The sequence below is a fragment of the Arthrobacter crystallopoietes genome (assembly GCF_002849715.1).
Taxonomy (GTDB): Bacteria; Actinomycetota; Actinomycetes; order Actinomycetales; family Micrococcaceae; genus Crystallibacter; species Crystallibacter crystallopoietes.
This window is the reverse complement of sequence record NZ_CP018863.1, coordinates 3,435,242-3,454,949: the sequence shown is the minus strand read 5'-3', so window position 1 is coordinate 3,454,949 and position 19,708 is coordinate 3,435,242. Positions and strand designations below refer to the sequence as shown.

Here is a 19,708-nt window from a genome sequence, read left to right as displayed (position 1 = left end):
GCTGCCACGGGGAGAACTACCCATGGCACCGCCGCGGTGGCTACCCGCCCGGCGCCGGACCGGTCCTGCCGTGGACAATAACGCCATCCGAACAGACGTTGGTGACATCGCACACCCGGAATTCCAAGGTTGTGGAGTTGTCCCAGCTGGTCTTGATCGTCTTGCTGCCTGCTCGCGGCGCAAGGTCTCCGGCACGGTCCGGGTTCGGGTCATCCCAGGGGTAGGTGGTGGCGATGTGGCGCCATTCGATCCGGTCCACGTCCTTCCCGTTGGCCACCGGAGTCTCCCAGGTGAACTTGACGTCCTGCGAGCCCTTCGGGGCATCGTGGCCCTGCACCCTGGGCGGCAGCGGTTTGCCGTAGGGCGCCACGTAACCGGACTTGGCGCCGGCACCGCGCACGGCTGTGCCGCTGGCCCTTGAGACGGCGCGGACCGTCACCGAGGTGGATACTCCGTTGGTGAAGCCCGCAAGCACCTCGGGCTGGCCGCTCCCGGAGAACGTGCCCGACTGCCCGGTCGATGCCGTCCAGCTGTAGCTGATCTCGCTGCGCCGGGCACCGTTGAGTCCGGAATCCGGCACCGGGGTAAAGCTCGCCTGGACCTGCCCGCCGTCGCCCGCCGTGTTGTGGGCCACCAGTTTGACCCCGGAAACGGCGCCCGGCTCGCCGGCCGCGCGCTTGGGCGGCGAGGTGGCGCTCGACTCGCCCTGGCCCACCTTGTTCACGGCGGCGACGGCGAACGTGTAGTCCTGCTCCGCGTTGGCCACCGTGACCGCCTGGCTGGTGCCTGCCGTCTCCAGCTTCTGCTGCAACGCACCGCCGCGGAAAACGGAGAGCACATAGTGCTGGATCGGTGCGCCGTTGGAACCCGGTGCCCGCCAGTTGACTGTGAGCTGGGACTGGCTGGCCCCGTAAGGAACGACGGCGGCCGACGGCGGCGCCGGCTGCCGCGGCAGACCCGCCGGGGTCCCGGGTGCGGACGGTTCGCTGAAGTCGGACGGCTCCGGCGCCTGGTTCACGGCCTGCACGGCCACCGTGTAGGCCTGGCCGTTCTGCAGGCCTTCCCAGACCAGACTGGTCCCGGTTACGCCGGTCTTCGTGGGATTACCGGCGGCCGGCGCCGGCGTGATGCGCACGTTGTAGCTTTCCACCGGCGAACCCGAACTGGTGGCCGGCGCCCAGCTGACCGCCAGGCTGCCGTCACCGCTGACCAGGGTGGGTGGCTGGGGCTTGTCCGGTCGGGTGTCGGGACGCGCATCGGCCGACGGCGGCGAAACCTCGGAGGTGCCGGCGTCGTTGGTTGCCTCGACGGTGAAGTTGTACACCACGTTGTTGGTCAGCCCGGTCAGGGTGCAGGTGGTGGCGGCGCATTCCTGCGCGAAGCCCGCGGCGCGCACGGTGTAGCCGGTGATGGGCAGCCCGTTGTTGTTCGGCGGCGCCCAGCTGAGCACCACGGAGCTGTCCTCCACCGATTCCACCACCGGCTGGGCCGGCGTGTCCGGCCTACCGCGGACGGTGACCCGCAGCTGCCCGTCGACCTGCCGGTCCGTCTGGCCCGTCTTGTCCGCCACCGTGTAGGTCACCTGGAGGACACCGGTGAAATCGGCGCCCGGCGTGACGCGGACGGCATTGCCCGCGACCTCAGCACGGCCGTCCCCGGTGGTCACCTTCGCGCTGACCAGCCGGAGCGGGTCGCCGTCGAACGGGTTGGTGTCATTCGCCAGCACGTCCACCGTGACCGGCTCCCCCTGGACCGCGTCGTCGCGGCTGTCCGGATTGGCCACGGCGAGCGGCCGCGTGGAGGACACGACGTTCAGGAAAATCTGCGCTGTCGCCTGTTCGCCGTCGGGATCGGTGGCTGTTACCGCCAGGACCCCTGTGGAGCCGACGGCGGCGTCATCGGTTGCCGCCGCCTCAAGCCGGCCGTCTGCTATCGAAGCGGTGAAGCCGGGCGGAACGGCGTCGGACAGGGAGAAGTCCAGCCGGTCGACGTCGTCCTGGTTGGGGTCTTCGGCCAGCTCGCGCAGGTCCAGCGTCTGCTGTTCCTCCCCCTGAGCAACGTTCAGTGCGCCGTTGCGCATGGCCGGCGGCTGGTTGCGGTTGGGGTCGGCGAGTACGTCGATCAGCACCGTCAGGGTGGACTTGAGCCCCTCCGGATCGTCCGGTCCTGTTCCGTCCGTGACTTCGAACGTGACGGAACCGCGGCCGATGAAGTCCTGGTGCGCTGTGTAGGTCAAGGTGGTCGGATCCGCCAGCAGCGGGCTACCGTCCGTACCGATGGCGCGGAGTGAGTCTTCCTGCGTGATGACCGGCGTGCGGCCCGTGCGCACCCGGACCAGGTCGGCAACATCCAGCGTCAGGCTTTGCCCGGCGATGACTTCCAGCGGAGCCGCCTCTGCCAGCACCGGGAACTGGTCGCCCAGCCCCGGCACCCAGATCACGGCCGTGCCGCTGAGCGAATCCGCGTCCGTCACGGTGTAGGGAACCAGCTGCGGTGCCGCCGTGAGATTAACCCTCACCACGCCGTCGTTCATCACCGTGGCGGTGCCGCCGAACGCATCGACTTCCACGTCCAGCGCGTCGGCCACGCCGTCCGGATCCTCGTCATTTTCCAGTACCGGCACATCCACGGCGGTCCGGCCCATGGCCTCCGCCGGCTCCACCCGGTCATCGCGGGCGATCGGCGACTGCAGCGGCGCGTCCGGGTCGACCGTAACCGTGGCCGTTCCCAACGCCGTGCCGCCGCGGCCGTCAGCCACGCGGTAGCGGACATTGTGTGCCCCGGCCTCGGCGGGCGTCTGCAGCCAGACGCGCTCCTGCCGGGCTTCGGCAGTCAGCTGCGGGCCCTCGACGCCGTCCGGGACCAGGGTGAGCCGGTCGCCGTCGGGATCCGTGTCGTTGGCGAGCAGATCCAAGGCGGCCGCGCGGCCCGGGCGCAGTTCGAAGGCGTCATCCACCGGCACGGGCGCGTGGTTGGTCTCGCCGGCCGGGGCGATGCCCACCCGCACCGTTGCCGTGTTGGTGGCACCCAGCCGGTCCGTGACGGAGTAGGTAAAGGTGTCGGTTCCGCGGGCAATATCGGTGGCGACGTAGTCGATGTAGTTGCTGCCCGGCAGCGCCGTACCCTGGGTGGGCGCCTTGGTGATTCCGGTGAGGCTGACCGAATCCCCGTTCGGATCGATCCCGTTCAGCGGCACCGGGATACGCACCGTGGCGCCCGATAAGACACGGGCCGTCAGATGCCGCGGGTTGGGCCGGTCATTTTTCTCCGCGTCCAGCGCCTCGATATGGATCAGCACCCGGGCCGAGTCCCGCTGGCCCAGCGAGTCTTCCACTTCGTACACCAGCGAGACCGTCCGGGCCTGGGCGCCGGCGATGAAGCGCAGCGAGTTCTCCGAAACGAACAGCCGGCCGGCGGACCCGTCCACCGTTTCCACCAGTTCCGGCACGAGCTTGAGCCGGTCCCCGTTGGGGTGGGTGTCGTTCGCCAGCACGTCGATGGTCACGATGTCGCCGGCACGCACACGGGCGGTGTCGCGATTGGCCTCCGGCGGTTCCGCCCGTTCCGGCGCAGGAACAGGAACGACGGCGATCTCCCCCACGGCGCTTTGGCTGCCGTTGGAGATGGTGTAGCTCAGGGTGGTGGGTTCGGCCAGACCACGCAGGTCCTGGATGCGGATGACCCCGTGTTCGAGCACCGCAACGGAGATCGCGTCATTACCTGGGGCGGAGACACCCTGGATGACCAGCACGCCGCCGCCGGGGTCCGAATCGTTCGCCAGCGCGTCCACCAGCACTTCCCCGCCGGCCGGCAGCAGCGCCGTATCCCGGGTAGCTACCGGCGAGCCCTCGCGGGCACTGCCCAGGACGTCCACCCGGACCAGGCCGGTGGAGCTCAGCGGGCCGTTGGTCACGAGGTAGGTCACGTAGTACCGTCCCACCGTGGCGGCCTTGAAAACGAAGGTGTTGGAGGCGAAGTCCGGTTCGACTTCGCCCTGGCCCTCCACGTCCACGCGGGCCAGCGCGAGCGTGCCGCCGCCCGGATCCAGATCATTCTCCAGCGGGCTGATGCGCAGGTCCTGGCCCGCCACCACCGAAACGTGGTCCGCGTTCGCCACTGGAGCCAGCGAACCTGTAGGACGGACGTCGATAGTCACCACGCCTTCGGTGGTGCTGCGCCCGTCCGAGACGGAAATGCGCACCTCCTTGCGGCCCGGTTCATCGCCGGCATCCTGGAAGGTCAGCAGGCCGTCCCGGCGCACGGCCACCTGATTGTCACCGGTTGCAGTGCCCTCGTCCAGGTACAGGTCATCGCCGTCCGGATCCGTCCAGTCATTCAGCACGTTCCGGGTGATGGACTTGCCTTGCTCCAGCTGGATGATGGTTTTGCGCTTCTGCTGCGGGGCGCCGTTTTCGTCGTCGCCGCGGATCCGCAGGGTGACGTCGGCATCGGCGGTGCCGCCCCGGCCGTCGTCGGCCTGGTAGCTGAAGGAGCGGGTGCCGGGTTCGGCATCCTCGGCGACCCGAATCTGCAGACCGCCGCCGTTGTAAATCCGCTGGACCTGGCCGATATCCGGCTGCTTGCCGCGGACCGCCGAGGTCAGGACATCGCCGTCGGGGTCCGAATCATTGTCCAGCACCGGCAACACAGTGGTCCGGCCCGGCCTGACGCCGAATTCATCGGCCACGGCCAACGGCGGACGGTTGGCCTCGGTACGGTCCGGCAAGGTGTTGTTGGTGGTGGTATCCGCCGTCTCCTCCTCCTCGTCGGTCTCGTCCGGCGGCGGCAGCAGCTCTTCCCAGTTATCCACCAGCACCAGGTCATCTTTGACCAGCCAGACATTGCCGCTGGTGGCATCGTTGAGGATGACGTTGTCCCGGTTGACGCGGAAAACCGGCACCGAGGATTCGCTGAGTTCGGGCAGCTCCTGGTCAAGGTTGTGGGCCGGGTCTTCGCAGCTGCGCAGGTACTGCGCATTCCCGATCCAGGCTGCATGGGTACAACCATCCAGCTGGACCGGCGCGGCCGGTGTCCCGCCCTTGGCAGGGAGAACCGTGGGTTCATCCCCATCCAACGGGACTTGGACCAAAGCATCCGTGGTGGCGATCGCGGCGTAAGTACTGGCGCCACCGGACTGTTGGAGCTGTGCGCTCTGAAAAGCCGCCGCCTGTTCGCCCCGGAGAGTGGATGAAGTACCGGCGCCGAGGTCAAGCTGCCGGCCGGCGCCCGTAAAAGCCTGCCCGCGTGCGGCGTCGAGGACCACCGCTTGGTCCCCCACCGCGGCCAACTGCAGTTCGTCGGCACCCCGTAGCTGGGGAACCTCCGTACTGTTGGTCCCGGCGGGCAGATACTGTTCGTCCAGCTCCACCGTCGTCAGGGTTCCGGACTCCGGCTCAGCCAACGTGATGGTCTGATCCGGACCGGCGACGGCGGTGACCCCCGGCGTAGCGGTATGCACCGGTTCCAGCCCGTCCGGGGTAAAGGCCGGCAAGGAGGCCGGATCCATGGCCCAGACGAGTCCCTTCGCCGGATCGGTAACCACCAGCAGGTCTTCGGCCAGGCTGGTATCGGCGCCAGCGGGAATGGCGGTGCCGCCGACAAAGGCCATGGCGGCAGTGTCCACCGTGCTCAGGCTGGACTGATCAAAATTGCGCAGCAGGACATCGCCCTCATGCTGGAGGATGTCGTACGAGGTGCTGTTGGCCAGGAAGCCGCCGTCGAGCGTCCGGGATTGGTAATTGACATGGCCGACCAGGTTGGCGCTCTGGTTCGTGACCCAGATTCCGCCGTCGTGCAGGTCAACGTCCGCAGTATCCGTGCCCGGATGCAGGAAAATTCCGGCACCGATGACTGCCAGCACAATGGAAAAGGCAGTAGCAGGGACAGCCCCATGACGCATTGAGGCAGGACGTTTCCTGCCAAACCCCTTGAACTTCACCGCGAGAGACCTTTGAGAGACTGATGTTTTGCCCGAGATCGGAACCCGCGGCCCCCTTGCCGCACCAGAACAGTCTAGACCGGCTACCGGTTAAACGTCGGTTCGGATCTGCCGGCGAGGGAAACATCAGAAAAAGAACACGCGAGAAAAAAGTTTCTCAAGAAATTTCTCAAGATGCGTGTACTTGTGTGGATTGTGCCTCTTGAGTGTCAGAGGCAGATGATGGACTGGAGTCATGGCAGCAGAAGAGCACTCACCGGATACCGGATCCCCGGCGGACGGACACGTGTCTGCCGGGCCAGTACCCGGGCAGAAGAGTGTCCCTTCCCCGATGCCCGGCGACCGGCGGCCCCGGGATCGTGAACGTGAGACCGTGGTCCGCCGCGAGGATGGCTGGAGCCATTACCGGGGAACACAGGAGAAGCTGCGGGAGAATGTTGCGCATTGGATAAAGCGGCGCCGGGAAGAGGCACGCGAACGTCTCGCCGCCGGGTTGCCGCCGCGGAGCCCGGCGATGGCCAAGGACATGGAGGAGCTGCGGGCGAAGGCCAGGGCCATGGAGGAATTGAGTTTCAAAGCCAGATACCCGGACCCAGCACTGTCGGCGTACGGTCCGGATCCGCTGGCCGAACAGGACATCCCGCGGCCCACGGAAGAACCCTTACCGTACGACGGCGAGGTGGGGTTCGATGACTTCGCGCCCTGGGACCGCGAACCCGAATGGGCGTGCCGGCCACTGGTCGGACCGGTACCGGTCTGCTGGGGGCCTGCGGAGGAACTCGGCGATGTCCCTGCGGAACTGTTCACCGAAGATCACGCGGAGTATTACGCCCACCGCCTTAGCCGGATCGCCGCCGGCGGTCCTGCCGAATGGTTCCGTCTCTTCGGAACCATCAACGCATCAAGCACCACCAACGCTGCCGGCGCTGTTGACGCCGCCAACGCGGCGGACGCCGTTGCCGCAGCCACAACCGGCGGCGTCGCCAGTGAAGCTTCGGCGTTGGCGGGGGTTGACGAGTTGGATTACCAAGGGGCAGTCGAGCACTTGGTAGCGGGCCGGCGACTGGTCGCCTGGGTTCAGGCCTGCATGGTACGCCTGGCCGCACACGTCGGCGACGCGGCGCTGGCTCAACTCCCGCCGCCGCGCGAAGGTGCCGGCCCGGATGTGACGGGTCCGTTGCAGGATCTGGCTGATCAGTCCGCGGCCGAGGAACTCGCCTGCCTGTACCGGATCACCGAGCTGGAGGGAAGGCAAACGCTCCAGCAGGCGCGCGAGCTATGTGCCCATTACCCGGGCACGCTGGCCGCGCTGTCCGCGGGGGAAATGGACCTGGACCAGGCCACCGTCATCGTGCGGCAAGGCGAAACCCTGCCCGACGGACAGAAACCGGGATACGAAGGGGCTCTCCTGGCCAAAGCCGGGCAGCAGACCCCCCGGCAACTGCTTTATGCCGCGCGGAAAGAACGCGAATCCCGTGACCCGGACTCCCTGGCCAAACGTCATGCGCAGGCCGTTAAGCGCCGCAATGTGTGCTTGGAACCGGATGGCGACGGCATGGTCACACTCCGCGCCCGCGTGTCCGCTGAGACCGGGCTGGCCATCCACAACCGGCTCACCGATGCTGCCCGCAGTCTACAGACCGAGGCCGAGACCCGCACCGTGGGCCAGCTGCGGGCTGATGTGTTCGCCGACCTGCTCTTGCACGCAGGCATGGAAACCGGCCCCGCCGCCGGCATCCGCCCCGAAGTCGCCCTCACGGTGCCCGTGTTCACGCTTCTGGGGCTGGACGACGAACCCGCCACGCTGGAAGGATACGGCCCGATTCCCGCCGACGTGGCACGGCGGTTGTGCCAGGACGCGCCCTCGTTCCACCGGATCCTGACGCACCCGGAGACCGGGGCCGTGCTTTCCTACGGCAAAACCACCTACAAACCGCCGGCGGATCTGGCCCGCGCCGTCAGACACCGCGACCCTGTCTGTGCCGGACCCGGCTGCACCGCCGCCGCGAGGGACTGCGAGCTGGACCACACGATCGAGTACCACGGAAACGGCGGCCACGGCGAAACCGACTACATCAATCTCGGTCCGCTGTGTAAATTGCTTCACCGACTCAAATCCCATGCCGGTTGGAAAATCATTCAAACCGGTCCCGGCGAATTCACCACCACCACGCCCGGGAACCAGAAATACACCACCAGGCCAGGCGATTTCCGCGACACCAGCCCACCGACCTACCCCGATACGGTTCTGGACAATCTGCCCGATGACCACCGTCAACGGCTCCGTCCAAAACCGGCACCACCATGGGACGGCACCATCAAGAACGACCCACCTCCCTTTTGACCAGTCAGAAGAAATTGAGGCGAGGCGCGGTCAGGTAATGAGCGGGGAGGCCGCCTTGGGGTGGAACGCCTGAAGTGGAGACCAGGTGAATCCAGGCTGCGGATCCGTTCGAGTAGGACTGCTGTAGGCTCGCCGAAACCACATTCGGCGTCTTCTAGCCGCTGCACCTAGGCATACCGGACGCGGCGCTGCCGCCCATTTTGCGGACGCTGCCTTCACCTCTCTGGGTTAGCACGTGCCCATGCCGCTGGGAGCGCCGCCGTTGAGGTGACGGTTGCCGCCTGCTTCACGCACGTGGTCACCGCGGATCAGCAGCCCGTTGTTGATCGACCGGGTTCCGGATCCCTGGTAGTACCACCTGTTGCTGCCGGAAACGATGTAGCACGTGGCCGTAATCGAGTTCCCGGGGTAGCTCCAGTGGTCGCCCTTGCAGTCGCCCGGTCCGCCGTAGTTATCGCCAAGGCTGTTGCGGTACTCCATGCAGGAACGGCTTTCCAATGTTGTGCCGTTTCCGCCGACGGTGAGCTGCCAGGAAGTCGGCGGCTTCGGCTTGGGCTTGGGTTTGCTGCCGCTGGTGGCAGAGGCCGAAGCCGTGGACCCGGCATCGCCGCGCGAGTTAACGGCGCGCACCTTGATCGAGTGTGTCTCGCTGTGGCCGACGTTGACGGTGCGGCTGCCGGAGCGGACCGCGACGTTCTCCCAGCCCTTACCGTCGATATTGATCTGCAGCTTGTCCACGTCGTGGGTGGATGTGTTCGGCGGGCCCCAGCTCAGTGTGACCTGCGGATTGGTTGTCTCCCCGCTTTGGCCCTTGCCCGAGGCACTGGGCTTGCCCGGCGCGCCGTACGGATTCGCCGCACCGGATTTCGCGCTGGCGGGGCTGTTGTAACTGGCGCCGTCGCTGTTGGCCACGGCCGTGACCTGGGCGGTGACGGCAGTGCCGTTAGTGAAGCCGGTGACCTTCTGGCCGTTGGTGATGGCCATGGACCGGCCATCGCTGAAGCTGGCGCGGTAGCTGACTTCTCCGGCGCGGGCCCTTGCGCTGGGCAGCGGTGAGCTCGTTGAAGGAGACTGTGACCGCCCGGCCGGCGCCGCCGGTGTTGGCTTCCTTCAGCGACACCCCCGTGGGAGCCGCGGGGGCGCCCACGGCCCGGCGGGCGTTGGACTGGGGGCTCGCTTCGCCGTCGCCGGCCTTGTTCCGCGCGGTCACGGTGTAGGTGTAGTCCGTCTCCGAGTTCGGCGCGGTCACGGTTTGCGAGGTCCCGTTGACCGGCGGGAACGTCCGCTGCAGGTCCCCGCCCTGGTACTCGCGCACGGTGTAGTCGAGGATCTCGCCGCCGTTGTTGCCCGGGGCGCCCCAGCTGACCTTCAGCTGGCTCTGCTCCCCCACCGACTTCACCCGTTCGGTGCTCGGCGCCGCTGCGGCGGCAGGCGGTCCGGCGGGCACTTCCTTGGCGGAGTACGGACTGAACTCGCTGGGCTCGGGCGCCTTGTTGTGCGCCTGGACCCGTACTTCATAGGCCTGACCGTTCTCCAGCCCTTCCCAGGTGTAGGCGGTACCGGTTAGGCCGGTCTTCTGCAGCTGGCCGCTCGGCGGGGCGGGCGAGATCTCCAGCGTGTAGCTCTCGATGGCGGAGCCCTCGTTGACCGGCGGTTCCCAGCTGATGTCCAGCGATTTGTCCCCGAACTTCAACTGCGGGGCTGCGGGCGCTTCCGGCCGCACATCGGGACGTGCGACGGCGGACTCCGCCGAGGCTTCCGACTCGCCGACGCTGTTCTCGGCGACCACGGTGAAGGTGTATTCAACGTCGTTGGTCAAGCCCGTAAGCGTGCAGGTGGTGGTCGGGCAGTCCTGGCTAAAGCCGCCGGTGCCCGTCACCCGGTAGTTGGTGATCGGATCGCCGTTGTCCGCGGGGGCTCCCCAGGACAGCACCACGGTCTGGTCGCGGACGGAGTCCACCAGCGGCGTGGTCGGCGCCTCGGGCCGGCCCTTGACCACCAGCGAGATGTTCGCGCTGGCCTGCCGGGCACCTTCCTTGGTCCTGTCCTCCACGGTGTATTCGACATTCATGGTGCCGGAGAAGTCCGCCCCGGGCGTGACCACAATGTTCTCGCCCTGCACCTGCGCGGTCCCGCCGTTGCCGGCCGTCGCCTTGACGATGTTCAGCGGCGTGTCCGGGAACGGGTTAACGTCGTTCTCCAGCACGGGCACCGTGACTGGTTCGCCCTGCACAGCCTCCGGAATCTCGTCGTCGTTCGCCACCGGCGCAGGCCGGGTGGTCGCCGTCGCGGTCACGGTAACCCGGCTCATCACCTTCTCGGAGCGTCCGTCCGTCACGGAGACATTGACGACGCCGCTGGCGCCGGTCTCGATGTCGGCGTCGGCGGAGACGTTGAGGACGCCGCCGTCGAGGTTCACCGCGAAGCCTTCCGGCACGCCGCCTTCGAGCGCGAACTCGAGGTTCTCCAGATCTTCGGGGTTGGGGTCGGTGACCAGCGGGGCGAGGTTATACGCCACGGCGTCCTCGCCCTTGGCCACGTCCACGTTGCCGGTGGTGAACTCCGGCGGGAAGTTGCGGTTCTCGTCCGGGATGACGTTGGTCATGATGGTCAACGTGGCCTTCAGGCCCTCGGGATCGTCCGGGCCGGAACCGTCCGTCACTTCGAAGGTGATGGAGCCGCGCCCGGCATAGTCGATATCCGCCTGATAGCTCAGTGTCTGCGGGTCCTGCACCCAGTCGTCGTTGCTGGTGCCGATGGCGGAGACCTTGTCCACCACGGTGATGCGCGGGGTGCGGCCGTCGCGGACCTCCACCCGGTCCGCCAGATCCAGGACCAGTTCCTGCCCGGCGGTGACATCGACCGGCGTGGTGTCGCGCAGCGTCGGGTACTGCTCGCCCAGCGCCGGCACCCAGATCACCGCGGTGGCCTGCAGTCCGTCGACGTCGCGCACGGCGTAGGGAATCAGCTGCACGTTCTCAGTCAGTTCAACATTGACCTCGCCGCCCGCGGTGACGGACGCCGTCGGGTAGTCGCCGTTGAGCAGGATGTCCATGTCCTCGGCGACGCCGTCGGGATCCTCGTCGTTTTCCAGCACCGGAACATCGACGGCGGTCTTGCCCTTGGTGTCCACCGGTTCCACCCTGTCGTCCCGCGCGACCGGTGCCAGCAGCGGCGCGTCCCGGCGCACTTCGGCCGTGACGGTGCCCACGGCGGAGCCGCCCCGGCCATCTGCCACGGTGTAGCGGACGTTGACCGTGCCCTCTTCCTCGGGCGTGGTGAACTGCACGCGGCCCTTGTTGGCGGCGGCGTTCAACGACGCCGGTTCGCCGGCAATCTTGTCCGGGTCCAGCTGGATCGGATCGCCGTCGGGGTCGGAATCATTCGCCAGCGCGTCCACGGCCACGGACTTGCCCGGCCGGATCACGATGCCGTCGTCCAGTGCGATCGGGTTCTGGTTGGTCTCCTGCGCCGGGGCGATGCCCACCAGCACGGTCGCCGTGTTGGTGGCGCCGAGCCGGTCCTTGACCAGATAGGTGAAGGTGTCCGTGCCCGCGCCCTGCTCGCTGGCGGTGTAGTCGATGTAGTTGGGGCCGGCGACGGCGGCGCCCTGCTGCGGCGCGCGGTCGATCCCCTGCAGGAACACGGAGTCCCCGTCCGGGTCGATACCGTTGAGCGGAATCGGAATGCGCACGGTGGAGCCGGCGATCACGCGGGCCTCGAGGTTCTTCGGGGCCGGCTGGGAGTTGGACTCGTCATCGCGCGGGATGATGTTGATCCGGATCTCCGCCGAATCCTTCTGTCCGGCCGAATCCACCACCTCGTACACCGCGTACACGGTTTTGGCCGTGTCGCCGGCGATGAAGCGCACGGAGTTCTCCGCGGTGAAGATCTCCCCGTCGGCCTGGTCCATGGTCTCGGCCAGTTCCGGCACGAGGGTCAGTTCGTCATTGTTGGGGTGGCTGTCGTTGTGCAGCACATCCACGGTCACCACGTCGCCGGCGCGCACGGTGGCGGTGTCATTCTCGGCCTGCGGCGGGAGCAGCTTGTCAGGGCCCTGCACGGAAATGATGCTCACCTCGCCGGTGGCGGACGCGAACCCGTTGGAGACCGTGTACTTGATGGTGGTCTGCTGGTTCAGGCCCTTCACATCGGTGACGCGCAGGATGTTGTGGTTGAGCACCTCCACGCTGACCTCGGAGGCGCCGGATTCCACGCCCTGGACCACCAGCACCCCACCGGCCGGGTCATTGTCATTGGCCAGCACGTCCACCAGCACCTGACCGTTCTGCGGCAGCAGCGCCACGTCGCGCACCGCCACGGGCGCGCCGTCGCCGGCGGTAGCACCGACGTCGACCCGCACCAGTCCGGTGGAGCTGGACGGGCCGTTGGTCACCAGGTAGGTCAGGTAGTAGGCGCCCGGGGTTTCGGCGCTGAACTTGATGGTGTTCGCGTCGTAGTCCGGCACCGCGGTGGCATTGCCCACCGGTTCGACCTTGGCCAGGCGCAGTTGCCCGCCGTTGGGATCCAGGTCATTCTTCAGCGGCGAGATCTGGATTTCCTGGCCCACCGTGGTGAAGAAGTGGTCCGCGTTCGCCACCGGCGGCAACGCCCCGGGCGGCCGCACGTCCACGATGAGCGTGCCGCTGACCGTCTCGGTCCCGTCCGAAACCTGGATCTTCACTTCCTTCTTGCCGTAGGTCTTGCCCACGTCCTGGAACGTTAGCAGCCCGTCCGGCCGGGTCCGCACCAGATCGCCGTCGGCGGTGTTTTCGGCGCTGACCAGGAACAGGTCGTCGCCGTCGGGGTCCATCCAGTCCGTGAGGATGTTCTGGCTGATTTCCCGGCCCTGTTCGAGCAGGATGCTGGTCTTGCGCTTCGCCTGCGGCGGCTCGTTGCTGCCCTCGGCCCGGACCGTGATGTTCACGGTGGCGGTGTCCGTGCCGCCGCGGCCGTCGTTGACCTCGTACTCGAAGCTGTGCCGGCCGGGCGAGGCGCCGGCGTCGATGACAATCTGCAGCCCGGTCTTCTCGTAAATGCTCTGGACCGTGCCGACCGACGGCGGATTCCCGCTCAGTGACGCAGTAAGCACGTCCCCGTCGGGATCCGAATCATTGTCCAGAATCGTCAGCGTGGTGGTGCGCCCGGCCCGGACCCCGAAGTCATCATCCTGCGCCACCGGCGGCCGGTTCTCCTCGGTCCGGTCCGGCAGCGTGTTGATCGGGTTCTCGTCCGCGGAGTCCTCGTCCTCTTCGTCGCTCTCCTGCTCCGGCGGAATCAGGTCGCTCCAGTTGTCCACCAGCTGCATGTTTTCGAGCACCAGCCAGACGTTGCCGGCGTTGACATCATTGAGTACGACGACGTCGCGGTTCACCCGGAACACCAGCGAGGCGTTGGAGCCGATGCCCTTGATCGGCTGGGCGAGGTCGTCGGCGTCGTTGCCGCAGTCGCGAATGTAGTGGTTGGCGCCGGACCACGCGGCGTGCAAACAGCCATTATGCTGGACCGGCGCGGCGGGCGTGCCGGTGCCCTCAATCGGAGTGCGGATGACCTCGGAGCCGTCCAGCGGCTGCTTGATCAGGTCGGTCTCGGTGGCGATGGCGGCGAAGTCGCTGCCCTTGCTGCTCTGCTGGAGTTTGGCCCCGTCCAGTCCGGGCAGCTCCACGCTCCGGCCGCCGGGCAGGAAAACCGTGCCGGCTTCGGCGTCGAGCACCACCACTTTGTCGCCGACGGCGGCAATCTGTGCGTCCCCGGTCTCGTCGAGGTGCTCCGCGGACTGCGTTTCGACCCGTTCGGGCACGCCGTCGTCGTTCACACGGTAAGTGTAGATTTCGTTGGCGTCCGGGTTGGCGACGAAGACCGTATCGTCCGGCGCGACCGTGGCCACCGATCCCTTGGCGCCGGCGACCACGGGTTCGGCGGTTTCCTCGCTGAAGGAAGCCAGTTCGGCCGCCGGGCTGATGAAGACCTGGCCCTTGACCTTGTCCGTGATGGCCAGCAGATCCTCGCCGAAACTGACGTCGGCGCTGCCGGGCAGCTGCTGCTCGGCGCCGCGGGACATCTCCGCTACATCGACCGGGCTCAGCATGGCCTGGTCCCGGTTTTCCATAAAGACCGTGCCGGCGTTCTGCATCACATCGAAGCCGGTGCTGTTGGCGAGGAAGCCGCCGTCGAGCGTTTTGGAAGGGTAGTTGAGATGGCCCACCATGTTGGCGCTGTTGTTGGTGACCCAGACACCGCCGTCGTTCAGGTCGACGTCCGCCGTAGGGAAGCCTTCGTAGTACAGGGCGCCGCCAACCACCAGCGCGGTGGCAACCGAAAAAGTGGTGGTCGAAGCGACGGCTTTCCTGCGCCGGTTACGCCCAAACAATCTGCTGCCTTCGCAAAGTAGTTTCTTCCCCGTTATTGTCCAGCTATGGTCCTGCGCGCAGGCCGCGATGCCCGGGCGCGCCAAGGATCCTCATCTTCGGTTTTGTCCGTGTTCGACTATGGCAGGTTAACCGATTGAGGTAAACCGCCACCGATGGGCACAACTACCCATGCGCCGCGCGTGCCGTGCGTGCCGCGGGTCCCGCAAAATAGCCCGCCACCCCGCTGGCGCTATCAGTCCACGATCAGGCCGGTGCCCGTGCCGTGGGCCAGGGTCACCGGGTGGATCTCGCCGAAGCCGCGGATGGTGCGGACCTTCTGCGGCATCAGCACAAAGCGTTCGTCCCCGGCCAGCGTGGCCGCGGTGGTCGAATCCAGCAGCACCGTGCCCGGTTCCGCAAGGGCGGTCAGCCGGGAGGCGAGGTTCACTGTGGGACCGTAGATGTCCCCGAGCCGGGAGACGATGCCGCCCCAGACCATGCCCACCCGGGCTGACGGAAGCAGCTCGTCCTCGGCCATCGCCTTGGCCAGGGCCAGCGAAATCTCGGCGCCGGCGTGCGGTGTGGAGGCCAGGTAGAGCACTTCATCGCCCACTGTCTTGACCAGCCGGCCGCCGCCCACGGAAATGATTTCGGCGCACTTGTTCTCGAACCGCTGCACCAGCTGGGCCAACGTCTTCTCGTTCATCTGGCGGGACAGGCTGGTGTAGGAGACCAGGTCCGCAAACCCGACGGCGCGCAGCAGCGGCATCGAATCGTCGTCGTGCTCGCCGGCCGCACCCAGGCCGGCCTCGGCCCGGACGGTCAGCCGCGCGACCGCCGCGTTGAGCTGGCGCCGGTAGGAGTACAGCAGCACCTTCTCCAGCGATTCGATCAGGTTGGGCAGTTCGGTGACCAGGCGCTTGCGGGCCTCGGCGTCGGTGATCCGCATCTGGTGGACCATTTCTTCCACCAGGGCCTCCACCTGCCAGACCACCATGCGGTCCGTCATCTGGCCGATGGAGCGAGTGATGGAGATGGCCGCTTCCTCGGTCAGCCGCTCGTCGCGGACCATGTCGATTATGGTGGTCAGCGCCTCCAGGTCAGCCTGTGTGAACGCCACGTCCTCGTCGCCGAGGTTGGCAAAACCCAGCGCGCGCCAGATCTTGCGCGCCGAGAGCAGGGACACGCCAGCCCCGGCAGCCACCTCGCGGCGGCGCATGGTCCGTTCGGAACCGAGCAGCCGCACCTCCAGGTCCCGGACCGCCTGCCGGTTCACCTTGTTCGGCTGCGGGTCTTCGCGCACATCCGCCTGGACCGCGCGGACCTCTTCCCTGGGCACGATCCTGGGCATGGACAGCGTCAGCGGCTCCGGTTCCCGTTGCTCGCTATTGCTGGTCATCGCCTTGCCAACCTTCCTCGCCGTATTCCATCTCCTGCAATCTTTCCACGTCTACGCCATCGAACATTGCAGTCCGCGGCAGATCCTCGATGGCCTTCACCACCAGTGAACGGAACCGGACCACCTCCGGCACGTCCGGCAGCACCGAATACCGCCCGTAGCCCACGTCCGCCCGCAGCTGCCCGCTGCGCAGCATCCGCTGCAACACGCTCTGCTCGGTGGCCAGCCCGAAGATCGATGCCAGCAGCAGCTGGTGTTCGCGCCGCCTGCCCCAGCCCTGGCGGACAATCAGCCGCCGGTTGGTGAGCAGGTATCTGGTGCCCAGCCAGCGCAGCAGCGGCAGCACGGACATTTTGCCCGCCAGCAGCACCGCCAGCAGCAGCCCGATCAGCAGCAAGGGCGCGCGCCAGTCCACCAGCCACGCGGGCAGGTCTTCCCGGCTCAGCCAGCCGGCGCCGAAACCGCCGGCGGCCAGCACCAGCAGGAACGCCACGGCAGGCCAGAACAGGCGCCGCGCCTGGGGACGGGTTATGACAATGACACGCTCCCCCGGGTCCAGTTTCAGCCGCACCGCAGCTCCGGGACCGGGGTGGTTGAGTGGGGCAAATCATGAACCTTCGTAGGGGCGCAGATGTACGACGTCGCCGGCGGACACTACATGTTCGGTGCCGTCCGCTTCACGCACCTTGAGCGCGCCGAAGCTGTCCAGCCCGAACGCCTCGCCGATGATCTCGCCGCCGTTCGGCAGCTCCGCGCGCACCTGCTGGCCGAGCGTGACCATGACCTTCTGCAGCCGGGACAGCAGGCTGCTGCCGTCCTTCCACTGCGCCTTCGGGTCCCCGTTGACGTTGCAGAACTGGCGGTAGCGCTGGGCAAAAACCCGCAGGTAGGACATCAGCAGGATAGTGCGGTCCGTCGTCGCGCCCTTTTCCAGCGCCACGGAGGTGGCCGTGGGAACGGGCAGATCCTCCTTGCCCAGGGTCACGTTAACGCCGCTGCCAATAACGACGGCGGGCGGCGTGCCGTCCGGGTAGCTCACCATCTGCGCGAGGATGCCCGAGATTTTCCGGCCGCTGACCAGCACGTCATTGGGCCACTTGACCTTGGCCTCCAGCTGCGCGTACTCGCCCAGCGCCTCGGCCAGGGACATGGCCGCCAGCAGCGAGAACCAGCCGTAACTCTGCGTGGGCACCGGGTTGCCGGCGTGGTTGAACGGGCGCAGCAGCACGCTGACAATAACGGAGGAACGCGGCGGGGCGGTCCACTGCCGGTCCAGCCGGCCGCGGCCCTGGGTCTGCTCTTCAGCCACCAGGACGCTCAGATCGGAGAAGCCCACTTTGTCTCCGCCGGCCTTGGTGGCCAGATCGGAGTTCGTGGAGCCGGTGGACTCCACCAGTTCCAGCTTCCGGTAGGGTCCCAGCGGAGCACAGAGCGCATCGCTGAGTCCTTCGAAATCCAGCGCCGGTCGGTCAACGTCGGAGAAACTCTGGCTCATGAATCCATCCTACGCAGAGCAGCCCGTTTAGGCACCGGACGCGCGGACGGCAAAATGTCTGCGCACGAAATTGTAGGATTGCTACAGCTATTGACCCACCGACGCTTACTAGACTTGGTGAAACAGTGCCGCGGTCGGCAGACTTTTTGTACGAAACCTACTTAACGCCTCCCCGCGGGCACACTGAGACCGCCACCAGCATCGCCACCAGCAACGCCAAGCGCGCAGAATCCGGAGATTTCATGAGCCTCGAAACAGATCTTGATCTGTCGACCACTGCCGGCAAGATCGCGGAATTCCGCCGCCGCCAGGCCCAGGCCATGCAGCCCTCCGGCGCAGAAGCCATTGAAAAGCAGCATGCGCGCGGCAAGCACACCGCCCGCGAGCGCATTGAACTGCTGGTGGACGAGGGCTCCTTCGTGGAGTTCGACGCCCTGGCCACGCACCGCTCCACCGCCTTCGGGATGGAGAAGAAGAAGCCGCTGGGCGACGGCGTGGTCAGCGGCTACGGCACGGTGGACGGCCGGCTGGTGGCGCTCTACAGCCAGGACTTCACCGTCTATGGCGGTTCACTGAGCCAGGTCAACGGCGAAAAGATTGTCAAGGTGCAGGAGTTCGCGCTGCGCAACGGCTGCCCGGTCATCGGGATTAACGACGGCGGCGGCGCCCGCATCCAGGAAGGCGTGGCCTCGCTGGCCATGTTCGCGGACATCTTCCGCAACAACGTGGCCGCTTCCGGCGTCGTTCCCCAGATTTCCCTGATCATGGGCCCGTGTGCCGGCGGTGCTGCCTACTCCCCCGCGCTGACGGACTTCGTGGTCATGGTGGATAAGACCTCGCACATGTTCATCACCGGCCCGGACGTCATCAAGACGGTCACCGGCGAGGAAGTGGACATGGAAACCCTGGGCGGCGCCCGGCAGCACAACGCCACCACCGGCACCGCCACCTACCTGGGCGCCGATGAAGCCGACGCCATCGAGTTCGTCCGCGAGCTGCTGGACTTCCTGCCTTCAAACAACCTGACCGAAGCCCCGCTGCTGGACTTCGACGAGGTGCTCGAGACCACCGAGGCGGACCTTGAGCTGGACACGCTCATCCCGGACTCGGCCAACCAGCCGTACGACATGCGCACGGTCATCGAGCATGTGATGGACGACGGCCACTTCCTGGAGATGCAGTCCCTCTACGCGCCGAACGTGATCATCGGCTACGGCCGCGTGGAGGGGCATACCGTTGGCGTCGTCGCCAACCAGCCCATGCAGTTCGCCGGCACCCTGGACATCAACGCCTCGGAAAAGGCTGCCCGTTTTGTCCGGCATTGCGATGCGTTCAACATCCCCATCCTGACGCTGGTGGACGTCCCGGGCTTCCTGCCGGGCAAGGACCAGGAGTTCAACGGCATTATCCGCCGCGGCGCGAAACTGCTCTACGCCTACGCGGAAGCCACCGTGCCCAAGCTGACCGTCATCACCCGCAAGGCCTACGGGGGCGCCTACATTGTCATGGGCTCGAAGAAGCTCGGCGCGGACCTGAACATCGCCTGGCCCACCGCCCAGATCGGCGTCATGGGCGCCCAGGGCGCGGTCAACATTCTCTACCGCCGGGATCTGGCCGCCGTGCAGGCCGAAGGCGGAGACGTTGAAGCCCGCCGCCAGGAGATCGTCACCCAGTACGAGGAAGAACTGCTCAATCCGTACCAGGCCGCCGAACTCGGCTACCTGGACGCGGTGGTGGCGCCGTCCGACACGCGACTGCAGATTGTCCGCGGGCTCCGGGCACTGCGCGACAAGCGTGCCACCATGCCGCACAAGAAACACGGAAACATCCCGCTGTGACCGCCGCTCACGTCAGGACACACATCCGCCCGACGGGCACAGCCGCCGGCCATACCCGCTGGTCCAGCCCCGACCAGACCGCCACGCGCTGGTCCGGAAATGAGGAACGCATGCATGCAGAAGCCGAGGCCCAGGCCGAGCAGGCTCCGTTGTTTACTGTTGCCAAGGGAAATCCCAGCGCCGAGGAACTCGCGGCGCTGACCGCCGTCGTTCTTGCGCTGCAGTCCTCCTCTACCGAGGACGAAACCGGCGGCAAATCGCGCCGCCGGGGCTCCCGCCGTCGTGAACTGCTGCGCCCGGTGGTCCAGCACGGTCCCGGCGCCTGGCGGCACACCTTCCGGTAA

Annotated in this window: 9 protein-coding genes; 3 read left to right on the top strand and 6 right to left on the bottom strand. The window is 67.0% G+C overall.

Annotated elements, in window-relative coordinates; all coding sequences use genetic code 11:
- Positions 1–40: 40 nt before the first annotated feature.
- Positions 41–5,899, bottom strand: coding sequence for an Ig-like domain-containing protein (locus tag AC20117_RS16030; protein ID WP_074698645.1), 5,859 nt, complete (start codon positions 5,897–5,899; stop codon positions 41–43).
- Between the two features lie 274 nt (positions 5,900–6,173).
- Between AC20117_RS16030 and AC20117_RS16025 the strand changes: the two genes are divergently transcribed.
- On the top strand, positions 6,174–8,282 hold the full coding sequence (locus AC20117_RS16025; protein WP_083339480.1) for an HNH endonuclease signature motif containing protein: 2,109 nt from the start codon (positions 6,174–6,176) through the stop codon (positions 8,280–8,282).
- A 228-nt stretch (positions 8,283–8,510) separates the two neighbouring features.
- Here the strand turns inward: AC20117_RS16025 and AC20117_RS16020 are convergent, their stop codons facing one another.
- From AC20117_RS16020 to AC20117_RS16000, 5 genes are all read right to left on the bottom strand, one after another.
- Positions 8,511–9,266 carry a fibronectin type III domain-containing protein gene (locus tag AC20117_RS16020; protein WP_074698649.1) on the bottom strand — a complete coding sequence of 252 codons (756 nt, stop codon included), beginning with the start codon at positions 9,264–9,266 and terminating at the stop codon, positions 8,511–8,513.
- The gene (locus AC20117_RS16015; protein ID WP_074698651.1) at positions 9,226–14,652 is read right to left on the bottom strand and encodes an Ig-like domain-containing protein; all 5,427 of its coding nucleotides are present in this window, start codon (positions 14,650–14,652) and stop codon (positions 9,226–9,228) included. Before AC20117_RS16015 ends, AC20117_RS16020 begins: the two co-directional genes overlap by 41 nt.
- Positions 14,653–14,885: 233 nt before the next feature.
- The gene (locus tag AC20117_RS16010; RefSeq protein WP_074698653.1) at positions 14,886–16,031 is read right to left on the bottom strand and encodes an adenylate/guanylate cyclase domain-containing protein; all 1,146 of its coding nucleotides are present in this window, start codon (positions 16,029–16,031) and stop codon (positions 14,886–14,888) included.
- Positions 16,018–16,602 carry a PH domain-containing protein gene (locus tag AC20117_RS16005; RefSeq protein WP_074698655.1) on the bottom strand — a complete coding sequence of 195 codons (585 nt, stop codon included), beginning with the start codon at positions 16,600–16,602 and terminating at the stop codon, positions 16,018–16,020. Before AC20117_RS16005 ends, AC20117_RS16010 begins: the two co-directional genes overlap by 14 nt.
- 36 nt (positions 16,603–16,638) lie before the next feature.
- Entirely contained in the window at positions 16,639–17,526 is an 888-nt protein-coding gene (locus tag AC20117_RS16000) for a biotin--[acetyl-CoA-carboxylase] ligase (RefSeq protein WP_074698657.1), read from the bottom strand.
- Between the two features lie 242 nt (positions 17,527–17,768).
- On the opposite strand from AC20117_RS16000, the gene AC20117_RS15995 reads away from it, so the two are divergent.
- Together AC20117_RS15995 and AC20117_RS15990 are read left to right on the top strand one after the other, a co-directional pair.
- Positions 17,769–19,364, top strand: a complete 1,596-nt coding sequence (locus AC20117_RS15995; RefSeq protein ID WP_074702790.1) for an acyl-CoA carboxylase subunit beta — start codon at positions 17,769–17,771, stop codon at positions 19,362–19,364.
- On the top strand, positions 19,361–19,708 hold the full coding sequence (locus AC20117_RS15990) for an acyl-CoA carboxylase subunit epsilon (RefSeq protein WP_179951887.1): 348 nt from the start codon (positions 19,361–19,363) through the stop codon (positions 19,706–19,708). Before AC20117_RS15995 ends, AC20117_RS15990 begins: the two co-directional genes overlap by 4 nt.

Excerpts from the sequence above, each read along its gene's own strand:
- AC20117_RS16030 (WP_074698645.1), bottom strand. The coding sequence starts at position 5,899 with ATGCGTCATGGGGCTGTCCCTGCTACTGCCTTTTCCATTGTGCTGGCA.
- AC20117_RS16010 (WP_074698653.1), bottom strand. The coding sequence starts at position 16,031 with ATGACCAGCAATAGCGAGCAACGGGAACCGGAGCCGCTGACGCTGTCC.
- AC20117_RS16020 (WP_074698649.1), bottom strand. The coding sequence starts at position 9,266 with ATGGCCATCACCAACGGCCAGAAGGTCACCGGCTTCACTAACGGCACT.
- AC20117_RS15995 (WP_074702790.1), top strand. The coding sequence starts at position 17,769 with ATGAGCCTCGAAACAGATCTTGATCTGTCGACCACTGCCGGCAAGATC.
- AC20117_RS16000 (WP_074698657.1), bottom strand. The coding sequence starts at position 17,526 with ATGAGCCAGAGTTTCTCCGACGTTGACCGACCGGCGCTGGATTTCGAA.
- AC20117_RS16025 (WP_083339480.1), top strand. The coding sequence starts at position 6,174 with ATGGCAGCAGAAGAGCACTCACCGGATACCGGATCCCCGGCGGACGGA.